This is a genomic window from Methylovulum psychrotolerans, from assembly GCF_002923755.1.
In the GTDB taxonomy this organism is placed as follows: domain Bacteria; phylum Pseudomonadota; class Gammaproteobacteria; order Methylococcales; family Methylomonadaceae; genus Methylovulum; species Methylovulum psychrotolerans.
Window position 1 is genome coordinate 135,795 of the sequence record NZ_PGFZ01000009.1, and the last position, 20,566, is coordinate 156,360.

The 20,566-nt window shown below is 48.7% G+C and carries 15 protein-coding genes and 1 CRISPR repeat array (1 of these 16 running past the window's edge); of the genes, 3 read left to right on the forward strand and 12 right to left on the reverse strand.

The window, feature by feature from the left end:
- A CRISPR array of direct repeats spans positions 1 to 998; the repeat unit is 28 nt; unit sequence GAAACACCCCCACGGGCGTGGGGAAGAC; it begins 679 nt to the left of the window's first position.
- Between the two features lie 76 nt (positions 999 to 1,074).
- From cas2e to AADEFJLK_RS18080, 8 genes are all read right to left on the reverse strand, one after another.
- Positions 1,075 to 1,458, reverse strand: coding sequence for a type I-E CRISPR-associated endoribonuclease Cas2e (gene cas2e, locus AADEFJLK_RS18045; protein ID WP_103975249.1), 384 nt, complete (start codon positions 1,456 to 1,458; stop codon positions 1,075 to 1,077).
- Complete coding sequence (gene cas1e / locus AADEFJLK_RS18050; protein ID WP_103975250.1) at positions 1,436 to 2,326, reverse strand: type I-E CRISPR-associated endonuclease Cas1e; 891 nt, start codon at positions 2,324 to 2,326, stop codon at positions 1,436 to 1,438. Before cas1e ends, cas2e begins: the two co-directional genes overlap by 23 nt.
- A gap of 62 nt (positions 2,327 to 2,388) precedes the next feature.
- Complete coding sequence (gene cas5e, locus AADEFJLK_RS18055; RefSeq protein WP_103975251.1) at positions 2,389 to 3,123, reverse strand: type I-E CRISPR-associated protein Cas5/CasD; 735 nt, start codon at positions 3,121 to 3,123, stop codon at positions 2,389 to 2,391.
- 1 nt (position 3,124) lies between these two features.
- The gene (gene cas7e, locus AADEFJLK_RS18060; protein ID WP_103975252.1) at positions 3,125 to 4,264 is read right to left on the reverse strand and encodes a type I-E CRISPR-associated protein Cas7/Cse4/CasC; all 1,140 of its coding nucleotides are present in this window, start codon (positions 4,262 to 4,264) and stop codon (positions 3,125 to 3,127) included.
- A 97-nt stretch (positions 4,265 to 4,361) separates the two neighbouring features.
- Positions 4,362 to 4,994 (reverse strand): type I-E CRISPR-associated protein Cas6/Cse3/CasE, encoded by a 633-nt coding sequence (gene cas6e, locus AADEFJLK_RS18065; protein WP_211299256.1) that lies wholly within the window; start codon positions 4,992 to 4,994, stop codon positions 4,362 to 4,364.
- Positions 4,991 to 5,533 (reverse strand): type I-E CRISPR-associated protein Cse2/CasB, encoded by a 543-nt coding sequence (gene casB / locus AADEFJLK_RS18070; RefSeq protein ID WP_211299257.1) that lies wholly within the window; start codon positions 5,531 to 5,533, stop codon positions 4,991 to 4,993. Before casB ends, cas6e begins: the two co-directional genes overlap by 4 nt.
- On the reverse strand, positions 5,530 to 7,035 hold the full coding sequence (gene casA, locus AADEFJLK_RS18075) for a type I-E CRISPR-associated protein Cse1/CasA (RefSeq protein WP_103975253.1): 1,506 nt from the start codon (positions 7,033 to 7,035) through the stop codon (positions 5,530 to 5,532). The genes casB and casA overlap by 4 nt, the downstream gene beginning before the upstream one ends.
- 40 nt (positions 7,036 to 7,075) lie before the next feature.
- Positions 7,076 to 9,619 (reverse strand): CRISPR-associated helicase/endonuclease Cas3, encoded by a 2,544-nt coding sequence (locus AADEFJLK_RS18080; protein WP_103975254.1) that lies wholly within the window; start codon positions 9,617 to 9,619, stop codon positions 7,076 to 7,078.
- A gap of 289 nt (positions 9,620 to 9,908) precedes the next feature.
- Between AADEFJLK_RS18080 and AADEFJLK_RS18085 the strand changes: the two genes are divergently transcribed.
- The 3 genes from AADEFJLK_RS18085 to AADEFJLK_RS18095 all read left to right on the forward strand — a co-directional run bounded on the left by AADEFJLK_RS18085 (position 9,909) and on the right by AADEFJLK_RS18095 (position 12,027).
- Entirely contained in the window at positions 9,909 to 10,172 is a 264-nt protein-coding gene (locus tag AADEFJLK_RS18085; protein ID WP_211299258.1) for a hypothetical protein, read from the forward strand.
- 102 nt (positions 10,173 to 10,274) lie between these two features.
- Positions 10,275 to 11,177: a radical SAM protein gene (locus tag AADEFJLK_RS18090; RefSeq protein ID WP_103975255.1), complete on the forward strand. Its 903-nt coding sequence runs from the start codon at positions 10,275 to 10,277 to the stop codon at positions 11,175 to 11,177.
- Positions 11,149 to 12,027: a hypothetical protein gene (locus tag AADEFJLK_RS18095; RefSeq protein WP_103975256.1), complete on the forward strand. Its 879-nt coding sequence runs from the start codon at positions 11,149 to 11,151 to the stop codon at positions 12,025 to 12,027. The genes AADEFJLK_RS18090 and AADEFJLK_RS18095 overlap by 29 nt, the downstream gene beginning before the upstream one ends.
- On the opposite strand, the gene AADEFJLK_RS18100 is transcribed toward AADEFJLK_RS18095, so the two are convergent.
- The 4 genes from AADEFJLK_RS18100 to AADEFJLK_RS25230 all read right to left on the reverse strand — a co-directional run.
- A complete protein-coding gene (locus AADEFJLK_RS18100; RefSeq protein ID WP_146054657.1) occupies positions 12,007 to 15,012 on the reverse strand; it encodes a glycosyltransferase family A protein in 3,006 nt (1,001 codons plus the stop codon). The genes AADEFJLK_RS18095 and AADEFJLK_RS18100 overlap by 21 nt on opposite strands.
- A gap of 2 nt (positions 15,013 to 15,014) precedes the next feature.
- Positions 15,015 to 15,824 (reverse strand): glycosyltransferase, encoded by an 810-nt coding sequence (locus tag AADEFJLK_RS18105; RefSeq protein WP_211299259.1) that lies wholly within the window; start codon positions 15,822 to 15,824, stop codon positions 15,015 to 15,017.
- 250 nt (positions 15,825 to 16,074) lie between these two features.
- A complete protein-coding gene (locus tag AADEFJLK_RS18110) occupies positions 16,075 to 18,192 on the reverse strand; it encodes a UvrD-helicase domain-containing protein (protein ID WP_103975259.1) in 2,118 nt (705 codons plus the stop codon).
- A gap of 14 nt (positions 18,193 to 18,206) precedes the next feature.
- Positions 18,207 to 20,566: DUF1998 domain-containing protein (locus AADEFJLK_RS25230; protein WP_211299260.1), on the reverse strand; the 2,360-nt coding region annotated here is incomplete at its 5' end.

A 20,566-nucleotide genomic window follows, 5' to 3' on the forward strand; every position in this document is an offset into this window, starting at 1 on the left:
CCCCCACGGGCGTGGGGAAGACAAAATAATGTTGAATATAGAAATAGCTCTGATAGAAACACCCCCACGGGCGTGGGGAAGACAATATTGCCCACAAGCAATTACGCGCCGACGTGGAAACACCCCCACGGGCGTGGGGAAGACAGCCCGCTGGACGGAATACCCATCGTAATACCAGAAACACCCCCACGGGCGTGGGGAAGACCGACATATAACAACACAACAGGCGTTTTTAACGAAACACCCCCACGGGCGTGGGGAAGACTCCGCCAGCGTGGTATTCTTTTGCGCCTTCTTGGAAACACCCCCACGGGCGTGGGGAAGACTTGGCTCAACGACATCCAGCGCAACGCCAACAAGAAACACCCCCACGGGCGTGGGGAAGACGTAAGGTTATACGAATCATAAAAAGGGGCTTGGGAAACACCCCCACGGGCGTGGGGAAGACGCCGGAGCCGAAGGATAGCTGATTAACGTACCGGAAACACCCCCACGGGCGTGGGGAAGACAATACCGGGTATCCGGCCACAGATTTGCAAGAAGAAACACCCCCACGGGCGTGGGGAAGACAAATAGCAATACAAATCAATGGGTTGTTATTGAGAAACACCCCCACGGGCGTGGGGAAGACCTAGCCGATAAAGCGCGGGTTACGGTTCCCGCAGAAACACCCCCACGGGCGTGGGGAAGACCAGGGGCGGCGACTTACAGCAGCTCGACGGGTGGAAACACCCCCACGGGCGTGGGGAAGACATGCCGCCACCCCTTGCCCAGTAGCTCTTTCGGGAAACACCCCCACGGGCGTGGGGAAGACTGTTCAACAATTGCTTGTGTGGATCGTCGCGCCAGAAACACCCCCACGGGCGTGGGGAAGACCCCAACCTGGGCGGATTTTTTACGACTTACCCGGAAACACCCCCACGGGCGTGGGGAAGACTTGAGTTTGCCCTAACTGCCATAGAGCGCGGTAGAAACACCCCCACGGGCGTGGGGAAGACACCAACATTTTGTGGTGAAATTTCTTTTAACAACAATATATAGTATAAAATCCAGTTGCGGTTTTCATGTTACGGCTCAAAATGGCGGCTTTTTATGGGTGGTGACGGATGCTTCTGACGGCGTTTGTACGGCATTGTTTGTTTCTGGCAAAGGGGCTTCAGTCTGGTTGGCGGAGTAAAAGTCATCTTTTTCCAACACCAGTTGCAAACCTGAAATGTCAATCATACTTCGCCGCGTGTCGCCGATACCTTGAATCTCGTAACCCGGCGGTTGATTGATCCGGCGAAAAATCATTACGCCGCTGTTGGGCGGGCAATGCCGGTAAAGGTAGTCGATTACTTTTTTGGCTACGGAGTCTTTTAGTCCCGACACAAAGACGTTCGGGCGTGGCTCGACAAACCACAGCTTCATCCTGCCCCTCACCGCAGGCGGCAGGTCATTCGCTATTACGATTAGCATGTTGTTTTACCCCCAAACTGTCTTCAATGTCTTTTGCCACTATGGTTAATAAATCCATGTCAATGACCCGTTTTCTAAAGGCGTTTGCCACTTTATGTTTGTTATAACGCCCGCCCATTTCCAGGGTCAAGGCAAAAGCCAAATCAATGCACAACTGTTCTTTATACAAATCCGCCAAATCATAAATGAACGGCAAGGGGCTGCCGGAATGGATAAAGCCAATATGCGGCGAATAACCTAGGGCATGGACAGCCGAGGTTAAAATACCATACAAAGCGGCATTGGTGGACGTTAATATCTGGTTGGTTATATCGCCCATTTCAAATTTGCCCGGCAGGTAGCTCCGGCCTTTCCAGCCGACTTTATACTGTTGGGCTTTTTGTTCGTATAACTCGCGGACACGGTAACCTTCCATGCCCATCATTTCTTTCAGGGTCTTCCCCGTCAGTTCGGCTTTGGGGAAACGCTTGGCGAACATGCGCCGTGCCACGTCCACTGATTTTTTGTCATCACAGGCTATCAGCATTTGTTTTTTCAGGTTTCGGGTGTTGCTGGTGGGTGTGACACCGGCGGCGTAAAACAACAGCGAGTCTTCGCCTACCCAACACACCGAGCAATTCGCCGCCGCCGTGACTTTAATTGCTTCATGGGTCACGGTTGTGCCAGGGCCTAGCAACAGGCAGTTGAGGGTGGCGATGGGCAACCGCACCACATTACCGTCACAATCGAGCCATTTCACCGAGCTGTCGTCAATCTCTAAGCGTCCGCGCTCCAAGTAAATAAAAGGGTATTTGTCTTTTATTTGTGGCAGGGTGTCGCGGGTGACTTTGATGATTAAACGGGTGATGTCGTTGTTGTCTTCAGCCATAAAATCCCCAAACAGGTTTGCCGATATTACAAAACATTAGGTTGTTAAAGAGCATGGGCACCTTAGTCCGCGCTTGAACCGGCGCTTATTACGGTTACCCGGCGGTCACGATAGCGTTTTTGTTCGCCAAATTGTAACGGCACATCCGTTAGCGTTAACACTTCACCCTCGTGTTCGCCTTCCTGGACACGAAAATCCAGCAGCAAGTGTTTTTCCGTTGCGATAGCGACGGCTTGAGCGTCCGCTTCCGCTTCGGTGCCGAAGGCGCCGCGATACACCATATCACTCGGCACACAGGCTTTACGCCCCAAGTATAAGTCCCAAACGGGCTGTTGTAAGGCTTGGGCAAGGGCTTGCGCCTTATCAGTAGGCACTTCTAGCAGCACGGCAAAATACGCGTCTTGCAGATAATAACGGTAAGTCATTTTTGTACCCCCGCCGACGGCTTTTTTACCTTCGGCGGTTTTGGGGATGAGCAAGGTTTGCCACGGGTCGCCGTCGTCATAGCCGCTGCCGACCATCTGAAAATCACGCAGTAAGGGTTCAGGGTCATGTTTGACGGTTGCGCCGTCGGCATCGCTTCGGCTCCGCGCAAACGCCAAGACCGTCTGTTTTAGCGGTGCAAATTCCGCCAACAGTTCGGTTTGTTCGCCGCCTGCGCCCAGCGCACAGCACAGCAAGCCCAACACCCCCGATTTGGTCGGGAAGTTAAGGGTGTCGCGCCGCCCGAATTTGGAATCATGCCCCCACGCTTGCAGCGGGGCTTGCAACCAGAGCAATAAATACCGGCTTGCCATGTTAAGCCCCGACGTGGGTTTTTAAGGCCGCCACCAGGTCGTCAATGCTGAAAGTGTCGTCTTCGCCAAAGGTGTAGTCACCTTGTTTGCCAAATAATGAGCCGTACAGTTTTTCTTTTTTCGCCAGATAGTCGCTCAATGCTTGGATGCTCGGTTGCAAATAGCCGCCCTCTTTGGCTTTGATGGGGGCTTCAAACGGCACTTGCAGACGCTGGCCTTTACGCACCAACACTTTGGCGAATTCCCAGGCGGATGCGCCGGACATGGTGGTTTGGCGGGCGCTGGGTACGGCAACAAACAAGGCTTTGGTGAAGGCTTCGACCGCGTCGGCGAGGTTTTGCCCGGCAAGCGATTGGTAAAGCTGGCCTAGGTTTAGGCTGATGTAGCGGTAATAGGTCGCGGAGTTGAATTCCAGGCTGCCCATGTGCGCGGAACCGGGTTCGGTTTGTTTATCATCCAATGCGGTAAAAAACTCCACTTCGGAACTGACCTTGTGGGTGGATATGGCGTGGGCAAACGAGGCGGCGGCTTCAACATTCAGTTCCGCCGCTTGCGCCACCATGCGCCCAAACAAGACGATGTCGAGCGCGTCGACGGCTTCGGCGACATTGCCGATCAAGGCCGCCATTTCCTTGGCTTGTTTTTTGGCATCTTTTTGGGTGATGACGAGGTCGGGGTTAAAGCCGGCTTGGGCAAATGCGTCAGCCAAGAGGGCGATTTCTTTCGGGCTTAAAAATAATAAGGTGTCGGTTTTTTCTTGCGCGGGATCAGCGTCGGCTTCTTCAAGGGCTTCGGTGCCTTTGGCCTTTTTGGGTTTTTTGTCGTCTTTTTTCTTGATGAAGATTTGTTCTATTTTGTCGCCGCAGGCTTTGGCCTGTTCATTTTCCGCGCCTTTGTCGCGGCAGGCGGAGGCCACCATTTCTGAAATCAGTTTGGTTCTTGCGCCGTGGACAACGCCCAAATCGTGCAGGGCTAAGCGTACCTGACGTTTCCAGCATTGTGAGCTGACGCGGGCACGCGGCACGCCGCCCACCATGGCTGATTTTGGGCTGCCGACATCATCGCGGTTTAAGCAACTGACCGGAAACGATTGCAAAATATGAAACTCGATAACGTGACCTTTAAACGGATTTGTACTCATTTGCCTGCCTTAAATTAAAAATAAAGTGAAAAGAAACACCCCCACGCGTGTGGGGAAAATCTTTGCCGGGGATTGGCTTTCGCTAGCACCAAAAATATTAAATGGGCACAATCTGTAACAGTCCGGCCCCAAATGCCCGTCCGCGTCCTATGCCGTTTTGAAAGCTTTGGACAAATTTGGCCTGATCGGTCACAGCCAAGCGCCCGATTAGTTTGGCTTGGCTTTGGGTGATGGTTTGCTCGTTTTTTTGGAAGCGTTTCACGTCAATTTCCCTGACTTCCAAATGTGCGGGGCTGACGGTAAAGCCCCACTGCGGGGCTTTGTTGACAAACCAGTCGGCTATTTTTTCGCGGGTGCCGGTGTCGTCACCGGATAACGCGGTTATGGCGACCAGCTTTTTCGTGGTGTTGTCGCGCTTGGTGGGGTTGATGACGACTTCAAAACGGTAGTGGCTGTTAGCCAAAAAGCTGTCGGCAATTTTTTTAATGGTCAGTTCGCCGTGTTCGGGGAGGTTCGGCTGGCGGTTGGAGAGGATTAAAATTTTCCGCCCATGAAAATCTCCGCCTTTGTCGGCATATAAGATGCCGCTGGGCAGGCTTTTTTGTTTGTCCGCTTCGCTGCGGATGTCGGCAAACAGGCCATAAACGACGCGGTGAATGGAGTAGGCGTCGGTGACTTTTAAGGCTTTCAGGTCGGCGCGGCTTAAGTGCAAGGCACTGGCAATCATCATGCGTCGGCCTCCCCGGTTGTGGTATGGCGGTAGAAGTTTTGCGCCCAACGGGATTTGACGCGTTGCCGCTGGTCGTCACTATGAAAGCCGCGTAAATCTTGCAATAGCGACGCGTAATCCAAGGGGATGCCTGCTTTGGAATCGATCAAGCTAAACAAGGGGCGTAGCACACGGCAGGCTTCGTCAATATCATCACAGGCCAGCAAGCGCCGTAATTTGGCTTTGGCTTGGTCGCTGTTGTTGCCGTCTTCGTAGCAACGGGCTATCGCTTCTCCGATGCGCATGGCACCGTTTTGGCTGGCTTTTGCTTTTGCGATGGCCGAGGCAATGGTGGCGTAAGGGAGGCGTTCGTAATCTTTGTCAATGTCGATAAACCGTGCGAGATATTCCCAGCATTGGTATTCGGTGGCCGGATTGTCGGCACGTTTAAATGCCGCCGCCACGCCATTGTCGGTTTGCGTCAAGTCGATAATGAAGTTAACAAATTGCGTGCTTTTATTGGGTTGTGTGCTTTTATGGGATCGCGTCATTTCGCTCATGCTTTAGCCTGTTCTGGTTGGTTTGCATCTTTTAAGTAGCTGCCAAGCTTCGGTAAATTGCCTGCCCACGCCGTCAATTGCCTTGCGCTATGGTTGGGGCAGAAACTGTCGTAGGATTTTTGGGCAAATTGTGCGAAGGTTTTGCGTATGGCTTTGGCTTGGTTGCCGTCGGCGCAAGCATTCACTAGGGTTTGAAACTGCCGCTCGCACAGTTGCCAATATAAATGGCTTGCCATCGCCGCCTGCTTTTTGCCTTCGGCTTTTTGGCTTTTGAAATAATTGAGGGTGGCGCTGTAAACGATTTTGGAGAGTTGGTCGAGTTCCGCCATTTCGAGCTGTAAATTGCTGAACCACATCTCGCCAAAGTCCTCTTGCGGCAACATCAGCGCCGACTCGACAAAGTCATCGCTGCCCCCAGTATATTGTTCGCCGGCATTGCTGCTGACCCGCAAGCCGCCCGACCAAATGCCCAAGGTGTCGGTGCGGTCGCGGGCGCGGCCTAAACCGAGGCGCAACTGGTAACAATCGAACCCTTGGCTGCCGTTTTGTGAGAGGAAACCCAGCAAAGCCGTTAAGAAACGCCAAGGGCGTTTTTCTGGGTCGACCCAGATCGCTTTCGGGTCTTTGCCGGAAAAATCCGCTGAGACGCTAGGATCAAGTAACCCGTCTTTATAACCCAAATGGGCGATGCCTTCGGAATAGTGCAAGCCTGTGTCGGCCAATAAACAAAACCGTGATAGCGGCAATAACCGCCCCATGAGGCTGTTTTGCAAATGTTTTGCGGTTGGGCAATTTTCGCCGTCTGGCATGGTTTCCCATGGGGCGATACCTAAGCCGTCGGCATACGGCAAGCTGTTAATTTGGTCTTGGCTAAACACATTGAGCCATAAGGTTTGCCATAGGTTGCCGCCGAGCAAAAAATTGTGCATAAAGCCCATGAACCCTAGCGAGCTTCCTGGCCTTCCGGTGGCGGGCTTGCCTTTGTCGTTGGTTTTGCCTGAGTAACCCGCTGACAAAACGACGCTGTTGTCGGTTTTTTTGCCGCCTAAGCCAAAGCCCATCAGCACGACAATCAGCACGGCTTTTTCAGCGTCGCTTAAGGTTTTTTCGACTTGTGACTGGGTTAATACGGTGGTGTTGCCTGTGGAAATTTCGGCAAATACCGCGCCATAAGGCTGTACACTGGCGGCTTTAATGGCGGGCATTTGCAAAAACGGTTTATCGCCATACAAGTCGAAGCTATCGCGCCATTGCTCCAGATAAGCCAGGCACTTTTCCGCCATGCCTGCCGCGCCTAAAGTTGCCCAAGCGTTTTCATCTGCTGGCGTGTACGCGGCTTGGGCGATGGCGAGCAGCAATTTGGTCAAGGCGATTTTTTGTACCGGATTGCCGCCTAAGGCACGGTAGCTGGGGTTGGTAAAAAGCTGTTTTAAACTGACCCGCCCAACATCGGCAATCGGTATCCAAGGTTCATCAATTAAAGAAAATCTGGTTTCTGTCATTAAATATTTCCGTTATCGGTTAGTAAATAGCCGGGCTTTTTTAGCTTTGGTAGCCAAAATCTTCGTTGTAACTCAGTTGGTGATTCGGCAACGCCTGCCCGCCGGAGAGGCTTTTTAAGTTGTCGGCGCCGTCAACTAGGGCAATCCTCAGCAAGCTTTCGTCATGTGCCGGGTCGCCCAGATAGAAATACTCTTTTAGCCAAGCCAATTCGCTTATTGCCACGGCTTGCGGGGCAAGGTAATCGGCGACTTGTACGGTGTTTTGCAGCAAGGTGGCCGCCAAATCACGCCACTGGGTTTGGTCGCGGATTTTTAGGTCACGCGGCAATACCCGTTTGCTGCCGTCCAATAAGGTGATTTCGGTTGCCGATTTGTCGGCGGTGTGGCGGTAACTTTTTAGCAGCAATACTTGGACGCTGTCCTGTTCGCTATAGCGGGTGCCGGCGCGGTTTTCGGACAAGGTTTTCCCGGCCTTGGACAAACCGACTAAGGCCAATTGCTTTAATTTGGCGCGGGTTTTTGCCAATTCGGCTTGATAGGCCAGCATCGGGCCTTGTTCCGCTTGTTCGCTATAGGTGGCTTCAATCAGCGGGCGGATGTCGTGGGGCAAAGAAACGCTCTCGCGTTGTTGCCAAACCGCTAAGCTACGGCACAGGACATAAGGGCTGTAGACTTTGGCGGTTTTGCCAAATTGCTGTTTGGCATCGGCAACGGCGGCATCGAAATCTGGGGTAAGGAGCCAAGCCTCACAGGTTGCCGTGGTAGGGCGTGGGGTATCGCCATGCCGCCATAACCGCCCTAGCCGTTGCAACAGCATGTCTGTGGGGGCAAAACGGCTGATGAGAAAGTCCGCGTCAATGTCGAGCGATTGTTCCAAAATTTGCGTGCCCACCAAAATACGGCCTTGGGCTTGGCGGGCTTGGTGGTTGTCTTTGCCATATAAATCTACCCACAGCTTTTCCTTGGCGGCGCGGTCGGTTTTTAAGAACCGTGAATGTAAGAGGCCGCAGGCAATGGGCATGTCCATGGCGGACAATTGTTTATAAATGGCTTGCGCTTCGGCAACGGTGTTTTCAATCCATAAGACTTGTTGGCCTTGTGCGGCGCGGTCTAAGGCTTCTTGAATGGCTAGGTCATCCTGTTGGCAACACTGGATGGCAACTTCGCTGGCGGTCGGGCTGGGTGCGGCAAGCTCAAGCAATGCGCCTTGTTTGGCTTTGGCGGAAATCAGCGGGTATTGGTGGGAACATACCGTTTGCCCCAATAATGCGCCGCGCCGCTGTTGGGTTAGGGTGGCGCTCAAAATAATCACGGTGCAATGCAGGCCTTGCAAGGCCGTGACCAGTTCATCCAAGAGCGTTCCTGTGTAAGCGTCATAGCTATGCACTTCATCCAATATCACAACTTTTCCGGCCAGGCCGAAGGCGCGGACGAAACCGTGTTTGACATTCATCACCGCCATTAAGGCTTGGTCGATTGTCCCGACGGCGAAGGGGGCGAGGATGCCGCGTTTGCCACCTTCAAACCATGAACCGTTGGGCTGGCCTTCCACGCCCAGTTCGGTTTGTTTTAACCAGGCATTGCCGTGCAGCAACAGGGCTTTTTGATGCGGGCTGTCAGCGGCCAGGATTTTTGTTAAGAACTGGGTGACCCGTTCGTGGATTTTGTCGGAGGTCAGTTGGGTCGGTAGCGCGAAGTAAAGCCCCGTGGCTTGTTGGGTGGCCATTAATTGGTAGGCGACATACAGCGCCGCTTCGGTTTTGCCGATGCCCATCGGCGCTTCCAGCACATACACGCCGGGTTGTTGGCCGCTGCTGATCAATTGTTGCTGGATGGCGCGGGGCTCAAAGCCGAACAGGTCAACAAAACGTAAATCGGTCTGTAAGCTAGGCCGCACAAAACCGGCATTATCCAGGGCTTTCTGGATGTTAGGCCGCCAATCGTGGCTTGGGTCATCAAACAGTGAACCTGATCCTATCCAATCCGACACGGTGGTCAGCCCCGCCAAGGCTTTGGCTTGTAAGTCGTTGCTGACAATTGGGAAATCACAATTGAGCAAGTGTTTAAGCCCGTCCAGCAATTCGCCGCGCCGCGCTTGCCAAGCTTTGCCGCCAAATACGGCATCTTCGGCTTTATGTACTAAGTTGGGCGAGTAGCCATGATGTTGGCCTAGAATTTCGGGGATATAGCGGCCTACGTTTAGGGCTTCGGCGGTCGCTTGGCTGACCCCTGCATGGCCTCCCCACAATTTTTCGGTTTCAGGATTGGCAGCCGATAATTCTGGCTTGGCGTTGTTTTGATAATGTTCGGTGCCACGGTAAATTTTTTCTTGGAATGTGGGGCTGACTTTACCGAGGTCATGGCAAGCGGCAACCAGTTCCGAACCCGGCGGAAACAACTCGGCACTTAACCAGTTTGGCATTCTGCCAAGCAATGCTTTTGCCACTTCCCCAACAATATGGCAGTGGTTCAGTATTTTGCGGCCCGGTTGTTTTTGCGCGTAGGTTTTGGCTAAACAGTCGTCAAGCAGCAAAGCGGCTGGCTGGTTTGGTATGGTTTTCTGAGATTTTTGCGGCTTGAACATTCCTCACCCTTATTTTATTAGGACAATATAAACCCCTGCGCGGGGGATGCGAACCCGGTTATCGGTTCCGCTGCACATCAAACCCACAGTGGACAGTATGGGAGGGGAAGCATAAGTTTTTTTGGGCAATAAATTCTCCACGCCCGATAGGTTTGTATCACTTTAGGGGTAATTAGACGCTATTTTGGTATACTGTATAGTTTTTTAGTGATTGCCGCAATAATGGCTGGTAAAGATATGCACAAAAACAGCATTTTCTTGTGCATGTTTTCAAAACTTCCCCCCTATAATGGCTTTGGACAACCTGACCGAAAAAGACATGGTGGATTATGCCTACACCATCAGGGACAAGCTCAGCGAAAACCGCACGGTCATGAAACAAATCGAAAACAATTCACCGGAACAGGCCTTACCGGGTGATTTTAACAAGGCGATAGATGATGGCATCATCGACAGCGGCGAAGCGCACCAAAACCAGATGCTGCAATTATTGTCCGACCCCGCCAAAGTCGCCAGTTTTGCCGGGGTGGTGTTTGATTTGTTAGCGGGCTAGACCGGGCAAGCTATCTTAATCAACAACCTGGTATTGTAACTATCAGACTTTTTCTGGCATTCTATGTCGGCTATGCACGAGTAATAACGCTATTAACAACTCATGACAAAATCGAACGCGGCATTTGCCACTTCCAATGATTTCCCGGAAAAGTTCCTAACCTATTATCGTTATGTATTTTTTATAAAACGTATTCTTAGGTGGTTACGGGTCCAGCACCCAATAACAAGGCTGCTAGGATTCCAGTACACGGTTGCTTCCGACCTGATTGAAATTGATCTGACCTATCTTTGTAATCTGCGATGCAATAATTGCAATCGTTCTAGCGCCCAAGCACCCGAGGCTGTCCACATAGAACTTAATTTGGTTAGGCGTTTTGTGGACGACTCCTTGGCTCAAAACCGTTCTTGGACAAGAATCCGCCTACTCGGCGGTGAGCCAACCCTTCATCCTCAGTTTGATGATATTGTGAACGAATTACTTCGCTATAAAGCCCACTATTCAGGCGTTCGAATTCAGGTTGTCAGCAATGGGTTCGGTCACAAAGTGCAGGCAACACTACAGTCACTTCCTTCATCAATTGAAGTCGAGAATTCAGGTAAAACGGAGGTAGTCCAACCTGGCTTCGGCCCCTTCAACCTGGCGCCTCAAGACAGTTTTGCGTATGCACAAGCAGACTTTCGTAATGGCTGCGAAATTGCAAGCACTTGCGGTGTCGGATTGACACCACAGGGCTATTACCCTTGTGCGCTGGCTGGTGGTATTGATCGGGTATTGGGTCTCAAGCGAGGTAGAACAACGCTTCCGGATCCTGATGATGAAATGCGAGACCTGATGGCAATTGCATGTCGGCTCTGCGGTCGCTTTCGAGATGGGCACTTCGTACCCATCAAACTGAGACCCCAATTGATGGATCAGAAAACGTCTCCAACTTGGCAGCATATTTATTCCGAATGGCACAAACGGAAGAGCACTAATGAGAACAACAGGCAAGAAATCCAATGAATGCTGTTATTGGGCGGGTATAGGCATTAAACTACCAACACTTTACATTATAGGAAACGGCTCAGGGCAGATTCCTGATAAAGATCAGTATCAACCTTGCGTGATATTCAACCCGCCAAAAGGTTATCAACCAACGGGATTAGAAGTCGGTATTTCTAATTGGAAACAGTATGGCAGCAAAGACAAGCAGAGGTATTTTGTCGTTGAATCCTCATTTCTTGATAAACCGCAGATTGAATTACTGGAACAAGGGCTGGCTAATTTTGTGCAAGCCCTACAAGAAAATCTCGATTGCTTTCCTTCTACAGGTTTGGTGGCGGTTCATTACGGCATACACATTTCCAAACAAGTGAATGTTTATCGAATGCCGCTTAAACCCAGCTTGGAACGCCCTTTGGATATGTTCCAACGAAAACCCCTGCCCTGCGTATTCCATAATTGGCTAGGTGAACGGCGTATCGGATTTAACCTAATCAACCTTATGGATAGCGACCGATTAAGTTGGCCTTCGTTATACTTGGATAAACCCCCTTCAGAATATCCTATTGCCCAAACCGATCCGTTCTTGGAATTGCTTGCCCTTTTCAAAGCATCTCCCCTAGAGGATAACAAGTCGGCTTTGATTGCTGGTTTTCAAACACTGTCCCAATATGAACCAACGGCCTGGCTAAACTACGCGAAGGGTGAGATGCTAAAGTCACTTGAACCCTACTTCTTTTTGGATCGCGATAGCCGGTATACGTCCAATTGGTGGCTGTATGATTATGCGGCATCGAAGCCGCTTGATAAAATTCTGCACATCTTAATGTGGTGCCAACAAAAGCTATATTTACGAAAGGGCGGGCTTTAAAAAAATCTCCTCTAATATTGCGGATTGCCGGGATTTTTTCTCTACCGAATACGGGTCACGCTGGTGGTAATAACAAAAGATGTCATCAATATAGAGCGGATTTTCTGCCAATTCGCTTATCGGCAGCATCACGGCATAATCGGTCACCTCATCGACCCAGTCACCGCCGACCATAAAATACGCTTTGGGAATGCGTTCAAAGAGTTTTTTCTTGAAACCTCTCAGGTGAGCCCACATATTCGCCCCCCCTTTTGTCCGCGCCGATAAATAATCGGGTTCATAGAGTTGCAATGGCTTTTCAGGTCGGAACAGGCCGCCATGTACTAAGTCCGCCCCTTCAGAATAGGCCTGGCTTAATTTTGCAGACACGTGTTCGGACATCAGGCAATCATCCAAATCCAAGATGACGATTAACGTTTCCGGGTTAAGACAAATTTCTTCGACGGCATGAATAATATTACGGATATGGCCTTGCCTGCTCCGGTGACGGATCAGCGTTGTCCTTTGCAATAAACCGCCAAGCAGATGGGGAATATACCAAGTCTCTATAAACTCCCCGCCATCTTCGATAATGATAAGGCCGAAATTCTGATCAACCTGCCTTGCCAAGGAGACAAAGCAGCGTTTCAGTTTTGCATGGCTGGTGCCCTTGCCTTTCATTAGAAAAACCAATGGCTCGCCCCGTCTGGGATAAGACCATCCAGCACCCGGTATCAGATCCCATTGGTTTTGTTGGCCTAGGGGAATAATGCCCTGAGCCACTAAATCGCGGATTTTTGGCAAATCGCCATGGTATTTGTCACTATTTTGGGGATGAATGTAAAAAGTGCGGCTATCCCCGCCTCTTAAACAACGCATTCCCGTTTTTCTTTGCTGATGCTGAAGCGCACGATGCCACATATACGCAAATTGCCCGTTGCGGACAGGGTTTTCAATAGGAAGGAGTGAACGAAGGCGTTCACTATCGAGTAAGGCAAACCGAATTTCAGCCACAAACTCCCCATAGCCTGCCTGATAGGGCTTAAAGCCAACAATCGATTGGGGAATATTAAAACCGACTCCCAATACATCTTCCGTTTGCAGCGCCAGCTTCATGTCATTGAGAAAATCGTGGGCAAAATCTTGGCGTCCAATCAAGACATCGGCGTCGCACTGAAGCAAGTAAGGGGTTTTGACTTGATCAAATGCCCATATTTGCGCAAAGAGCGGGGCATTTTGTGAGGTGTGTGTTTCAATGATTGCTGAATTATCGAACCAGCGGCTGTAAGTGGTTCTGATCACTTCAGCATCACTGGGTGCAATCAAAATCGCATTGATGATGCCCTTGGCTTTTAACCGTGCGGCAATATCTTTGACTGTTGTTAAATTACCCTCATTGAATTGGCGAAGAAACGGTCCCTGATACGGGTCTATCAACAGAATGATTTCCTTGCATCGGGTTGGATAGGAAAGTTGCGAGACGATATGTTGCACTTGGTCTTCCAGGAAGGGGGCATCCTGTGCACAGGTTTTAATCAGTAAAGCCGTATCGCTATCTAACCGCATCCCTGGATACTGTATTTCTTTGGATTCGTTCGTTAAAAGACAATGCGGGAATAGGGTTTCAACCAATTGGCGATAAAACAGCCCAAAGCCGGGCAATTTCGCCAAGGACTCATGCTGACAGTGTATCGTTTCCCGACGGGTTAGTTCGTGGTCTGAATAACCCAGGATACCGATGCAATAAAGCCGTGCCGAAACATCAAGAAATCGGGATAAGGTGACATTAACAATGTCTTTGCCGATGTCGATATAAACCAATTCACCGTTAATAGTCAGACGCAGGTTGTCACGTTTGATATTTGATGTAATGACACCTTGTTGGTAAGACTGTATCAAAAATAGCGTTACCACCGGTTCCGGAAGGGTTTCTTTTACCGGAAAGCAATCGAAATTAGGGTAATGGCAGAAAATGTTGCCACCCTCACCGCACAACCAATCCGGTTTTGGGATAAAACCCGCAGTGCATTGGTTAAGCAACGACTCCAGGCGTTGCATTTCCTGCACATCCATCGCCCATGAATAAAAACGCTTCCAAACCTCACCGTTTTCCAACCAAACCAGTCCCTCTTGTCCAACCCCCAACATAGGTTTGCCATGGACAATGGCGGTTGTCCAATGGCGGGTGGCTTCCGCCAGTCGTTGCCGCTGAATGAGCCAGTGGGAAGATCGACGGTTCGCCGTCGTTTCGGCGCCACCCAGCGAATAAGCAGCGTAGATGGGATAAGGGGCTATCGTCCCCAAATGCTTTCGAAAAATCAGTAAATTAGCGACCAACCAATGGTCTTCGGCACTCCGTAAATCTGGGTAGCGAATTCCTGAACGGCACCGTAAAACGAGATTGCAGGAAGGTAACTCCTGTGCGGCGTCTTGCAGACAAAAATCGTCAATGAAAGCTTGTATGCCTTGGGTGTTTTGTAAAATCCGTGGATCGGCGATGTTATCCCTATCGAGTTGTTTACCATTCAGGGTCAAGTGGTTGCTGCCAAGCACATAAATCGAATCATTTAGGTCTCCTGCCCGACACAGCACCGATACTGATTCAGTTGACGCCAATGTATCATCGGCATCAAGCCTGGCTACCCAACGGGCATTAAGAAAATTCATATCCACAAAATCCAACAGCGCATTTCTCGCCCGTGCTGCGGAACCGCATATGCCTTTGACCACCACCACCTTGGGGTGTGGGAGTGGGATACCGCACTGTATTTGCCAATCATCTGCTGATTGGTCGTCCAAAATGACAACAACCGCTTTGCCTTGCTCAACTAGCGTTTGCGATAACGCTGAGGCCAATGTACGGGATAGATGATGGGCTTGGTTATGGATAGTGATGCCAATAATCACTTCAGCCTGCCGTGCGTCCGGATGCACCGGAAGGACAAACGCCAATTCTCGAGTACAGAGTGCCGTATGAAGCGTTTTTGGAGCCTGTCTAAATATCAAAATTATTTATCCAATACAGAAAGTATTTCGGTTTCGCTCCAACCAAACAAGGCCAGTGCGCGGTCAAAAAAGCGTTGGCGAATTGCTTGATCCATTCGGTCGCCATAAAGTTGAAAAAATTGGGCGAGGCCAATACGTTTGGCTTCCCCTCTTGTCCTGGAAAGGCAGTTGGATTCACCCGCCAGATACCAAGTGGCGGTGTGTTTGCCCGTAAAAACCATTTTAATGCCCGGAATCGATAACACCCGGTAAGCTAAATCCCTGTCGTTACAGCTCAAGAGACCATCGGTGAAGCAGCCGGCCTTAAGCAAAGTTGTCAGCCGAATAAAGGTGTTTGAGCCTTGCCAACCCGGATTTCCTGCAAGAAAATCCGTTGCCTTAAATTGATAGGGGGGCTGATCAGATAAATCATTGCCCTGTTTATCAATCCGTAATCCAGATACGACGACATCAGGCCATGCTGTTGAAGCGGCCCATGTTAAGCAGGTTTGTATATGCTCCGCATCCCATTCATCATCGTCATCAAGTATCGCCAAATAGGCTTCCGGCCAATGTTCTGAAATAAAACGGATGCCGGTATTCCAACTGCCTGCAACACCCCTAGCCCTAACATTAGACAAAAAATGGAACGGCATGAGAGGAAATGCTTCGGTTAAACCAACTTTGATGCTTGCGGGAATAGGGGTAGTGTCAGCAACGACCACCAAAGCATCAAGGGATGCTGTTTGTCTAATGATTGAAGGTATAGCCCTAGCAACTAAACGCTCGATTCTTGGCAAGGTTGCAATCAAACCAATAACAGGAATATTCAATGTTTTTCTCTGGGTATGTTCAGGTGGATACCGGCTCAGCAACATTTAGGAAAGCTGTCTAAAGCTGATCTTCATAGTCTGGCAACGAAAATTGGCGGAGTATCCCCCAAAATTGGAAAGTTTGCGACAGAAACCCTGCTGCCTCGAAAGCCACCTAATGACAGCTAACCCTTCTCAATTTCGACTAATTTCGATTGCACTTCGGAGCCGAATTCACGACCTCGCATGGCTAGCATCAATCTATCACCTATCATGATCTGATAAATATCGACAATGTTCCGAACCCGGAAATAGAGCAAAATCGTTTGGCGCGGGTTATGGCAACATAAAGCAAGGATCTTTCGCGTTGTTCATGCTCGCGGATAATGGTTGGATCATCCGAGTTCAGAATGGTTAAAGGTAGCACGCCATCATTTACACCGGCAACATACATGGTATCAAATTCTAAGCCTTTTACGCGATGCATAGTTGCCAAACGAACTCCAGGATGATGGTAATCATCTAAAGTATTTTGATCGACTTGGTAAAATGGAAAACCAGCATCAGTTAAAACGCTCTTATAACGATCAATATCTACATGACGCCTGACACTAATGCATGCCTTCGCCTGATCATCCGGCGATAATGCATGTAAAGATTCAAGAATAAACTGTGCTTCTTCTTGTGAATTACCAAAACATTGCACTAAAGGTAGTTCACCTGACATAAGTGAGCGGTAGCCTATTTGTTTATCAATACCATTATCCAGGTCGTCGAATGCAATGCCTTCTAAAATAGCAACCGCAGCAAGACGAATTTGTTCTGTCGTACGGTAATTAATTCTAAGCTTATAACTACGTCCAATGATTTTAATCCCGCATTGCCCTAGTACTACTTTGCTACCGTAAATACGTTGGTGCGCATCGCCGACAATAAACAAATCATTTTGTCGTTCATTAACCATCTGCCGTATTAACTTAAATGCATTCTGTCCAAAATCTTGTGCTTCATCAACAAGGATACTGGTATAGGGTAACTTAATCGATTTGGTTTGGATTAAAGAGAGCGTATCACGATACGCATCTTCTGCTTCTTTTAGACCCGCGTCATTCAGCCCTAGCCGATAATTTTCAAACACCGGCCAAACTGCCTTTCTCAATGCCCTATTTAATTGAATACCGCGTCCTACCCGTCTTGCTTTGAAATAATCCTCTAAAGAATTAACATTCTGTGGCTGAATCACTTTTTCCCATTCCTCATGAAAAAAGGACTCCGACAAATCTGGTTCATCCGGCTTTAACACCAAGGCATTATCCCAAATCTGTCTTTTTTTCTGATCATTAAAAAATGTAAACTTAATGGGATAGCCCTGCTTATCCATAAAGCGTTTGACCCAGGCATCCAAATTAATGACTTCAATTTTTCGCAGTACTTCCGGTGCACAAATGTGTTTTAAATTCTGTTCAATATCCACCGCCAAATTCTTGGTGAAAGTGGTAAACAAAATCCTGGTATCACGATCTTGCAACGTTTGTTCGGCCAACCACTTAGCCCGGTGCATTGCGACGACTGTTTTTCCGGTACCCGCTCCGCCCAGTACACGGACTGGGCCATTCCAATCCCTGAAAACTAATTTTCGTTGCAGAGGATGTAAAAACACCCGCCATTTTTCTAAGGGGGCATCCAACATCGCTTGTAAGGCCTCATCATCGGAAGCCAATAAAAACAGCCTCTTGCTATCCGGATTATCCAACGCACTGGCAAAATCATTCGTATCAATCTGTGCGGGCTCATGCTGTAAACTAACATCATAAACAGACAATACTTCTTCAAGACTGACACCATCCGCTATCATAGCTAATGCTTCATAAGCTTCATCGGGTAACTTGATTTTTAAAGCGTCAACATCAGCAGGCATTTGAATTTGCCGCACCAATGGTAAAAGCTCTTCGGGAACACCGAGTCTTATTAGATGTCGGTCTCGAATGTCAACAAACAATCCTGCTTGTGCTTGTCTATCAGCCTGTCGCAGTTGTTCTGCTTCATCAATATATTGCGACTCAAGAACCTGGAGTACGCCATTTTCAGGGTTGATTTTTAAAACTTTATTACAGGCCCATTCATAGGCATCATCGTGTTTATCCGCCCACAACAAAATGTAAACATCACCCCGTTCCGGCGCTAAAACAATTGCCCTATAGGCTTGATCAATTCTAACCGAACGCAAATTTTTATCTCTGGCCGCTTGAATGCTTTCATAATTAATTCCTGGCGATGTCGGGTCTTGCCGAAACAACTCCATAAACTTAACGGCTTTTTCCTGCTGCGCCTTGGGTAATTTCAAAACACTGCTAAAAAAATCGGACGAAATGGCTACTTTGGGGTGCATAAAAACTCCTGATTCTAAGCAAAGATATTAAGCAAGGATTGAACAGCCTTATTCAGCTCACTATTCAAAAAAACAGTCCAACCGGCTTGGGTAAACGTTGAGCTATCATCTTCAAACTCATCAAAAATAATCACACACCTTACCTCAGGCCAAGCCAAAAAGGCTTCGGCTATAATCTCACCCTGGTCATTGCTAAGTTCAAAACTGCATTGGGGTAGCGGCAAAGCAAAACCACTGAGCATCTTGATAATGGCAACTTCATCACCAATCCCATCGGCTAATAGCTGACCCCAATCGGAAGCGGTCGTTACAGGTGCGGGATGGCTCACTATTAAATCTGAATAAACCTGTTCAGTAATACCTTTAACGGTAAAATAACTACTGTAAGGTTGGAATTGAATAAGGTTCATAAATCTTAACAGGGCTTGCCACTGTTTAAGATCAAATTCAGACCCATCCAGCTCAACTTGGTCATTAAATACAATAATAATGCTTAACTGATTATGTTGACCTTGATTAATAGCAGTTTGATCAATACATAAAGACAGATAGAAGCGCTGGTAAACATTACCAAATATACCACCAGAGGGGGCAGTCTTTGTTGTTGCAGCAGAATCCAAACAGGCCAGTTTATGCTGAGCATAATCTGGCAAGGTTAATTCTGATACTGTTATCTCTGTTCCCATTTTCTTAAACCAGACAAAGCAAGCCATGGCCGCATAGCGTTCCCAGATTGACTGATCGGCAGTCTTTAAGACGTGGATTAACCAGGCAAAGCTAGATTGATCGTGCAATACCAACAATTCCTCACACAAAAATGTCCCTGATAATGTTTTGGTATTGCCATTCGGCATATTCAGAAACAAATCCAACTGCTGATCAGGCTTTTCATCCAGCACGTTTTGTACGTCATCATAAGACAGTGACCATACCCAAAAATCATTCGATGCTAGAATTGCCATCCGTTGCGCGGTATCTAACGCCAAACGATTTTTATGATATTGAAAACCATCGGTAAATACCACAATAGGCTTAAGGTTCGAACTACCCAAAGGCCACAAAACAAAGTCGGCTCTAGAATGAACGGTAATGCCTTGTGTAACATCCAATTCAACCTGCGGCTGCAAAAAATACCGGCACTGATCAAAACGCAAATACCAGCCGGCATCACCGCCATGAAATTCAGGCCGTAACTCAAAATTAGAATGAGCCTTTCCAACTCGACGCAAGGCTTCAATAAAGCGGGCTTCCAACTCGCTTTCCACCAGCGGTGATATTTTTACTTCGCGTAACCCCGCTACTGGGACAATTTTTCCGGAATATTCTTTAAGGGTCTGGATAAAGTCCCGTGCTTTCTTTCGTGAAATCGTATTCATATCACGACTATTGCGATATACATAGAGGCAACGATAACAGCCATCGGCACCTTTTTTTTGCACACAACTGCATTGTTCCAAAATGGGCATGGCGAACTCAGTCAAGACTTCCAATAAGGCTTGTTGGTTGGTCATTAATTGCTTTAGATAGCCGGTACCACCGGGAATCGCATCATATATAACTAAATAACGCTTACTGATACCAGTATCCGTGTCAGGTTCGACATTCTGTGCTACGCGTAAATGGTCAATACTGCCGCCAAATTTTTTCTTTAAACCTAAGTGCAAAGCGGCAACAAATGAATTCTCGATGATTTCAGCTTCTGCTCCAGACGTAATCGGCAACAAAATGCGTATGGCCTCCGAATTAAATTCACGATACAGAAAAAGTCCGCTGATCAGATTGCTTTGATTTTCCTTGTTACGCGCCGTACAACTAATCGTGTGTTCCTGCTCCTGATTTTGGCCATTCGTTTTTTGAACCATACCGCAATACTGACAAAGTTTAAAACCTCTACGCTTGGCATCTTGCCCGGCAATAGTGATTTCAGGTGAATTTTCATCGCTATGTCCGGTATTAATCTCCCTGAAATCCGCTTTTGAGATAAATTCAAATCCAAACGGCCAATCGTCTTTATCCACTTTCCAAGCCGCAGTAATGGCGTGCGGTTCAAAATCAATCAATAATTGTCGGGTAAAAAACTGATTATCCCGGTCATCTTTATCATCTGAAATACGGCTTTTTTTATCTGCTGTACTCGCGTAAACCTGTTTTAAGCGCAACATGGTTTGCTTCTGTGTCACATTCTCCCACCACGCGTCCCCACAACGTGGACAGGTTTTATAATGATCGCCCGCATCAATACATTCCGAGTGATGACAGCTTTGACATAAGCGCCAGGTTTCCTTTTTAGAAACACGCATGTCAATCCGCGTAATTTGCACCCGACGACCTCCTGCATAAAAGGTGCTCAGCGGTGCTAATTCCGATAACGCTG

Bases quoted from the DNA above. Each gene is read 5' to 3' on its own strand.
- cas2e (WP_103975249.1), bottom strand. From the start codon at position 1,458: ATGCTAATCGTAATAGCGAATGACCTGCCGCCTGCGGTGAGGGGCAGG.
- cas1e (WP_103975250.1), bottom strand. From the start codon at position 2,326: ATGGCTGAAGACAACAACGACATCACCCGTTTAATCATCAAAGTCACC.
- cas5e (WP_103975251.1), bottom strand. From the start codon at position 3,123: ATGGCAAGCCGGTATTTATTGCTCTGGTTGCAAGCCCCGCTGCAAGCG.
- cas7e (WP_103975252.1), bottom strand. From the start codon at position 4,264: ATGAGTACAAATCCGTTTAAAGGTCACGTTATCGAGTTTCATATTTTG.
- cas6e (WP_211299256.1), bottom strand. From the start codon at position 4,994: ATGATGATTGCCAGTGCCTTGCACTTAAGCCGCGCCGACCTGAAAGCC.
- casB (WP_211299257.1), bottom strand. From the start codon at position 5,533: ATGAGCGAAATGACGCGATCCCATAAAAGCACACAACCCAATAAAAGC.
- casA (WP_103975253.1), bottom strand. From the start codon at position 7,035: ATGACAGAAACCAGATTTTCTTTAATTGATGAACCTTGGATACCGATT.
- AADEFJLK_RS18080 (WP_103975254.1), bottom strand. From the start codon at position 9,619: ATGTTCAAGCCGCAAAAATCTCAGAAAACCATACCAAACCAGCCAGCC.
- AADEFJLK_RS18085 (WP_211299258.1), top strand. From the start codon at position 9,909: ATGGCTTTGGACAACCTGACCGAAAAAGACATGGTGGATTATGCCTAC.
- AADEFJLK_RS18090 (WP_103975255.1), top strand. From the start codon at position 10,275: ATGACAAAATCGAACGCGGCATTTGCCACTTCCAATGATTTCCCGGAA.
- AADEFJLK_RS18095 (WP_103975256.1), top strand. From the start codon at position 11,149: ATGAGAACAACAGGCAAGAAATCCAATGAATGCTGTTATTGGGCGGGT.
- AADEFJLK_RS18110 (WP_103975259.1), bottom strand. From the start codon at position 18,192: ATGCACCCCAAAGTAGCCATTTCGTCCGATTTTTTTAGCAGTGTTTTG.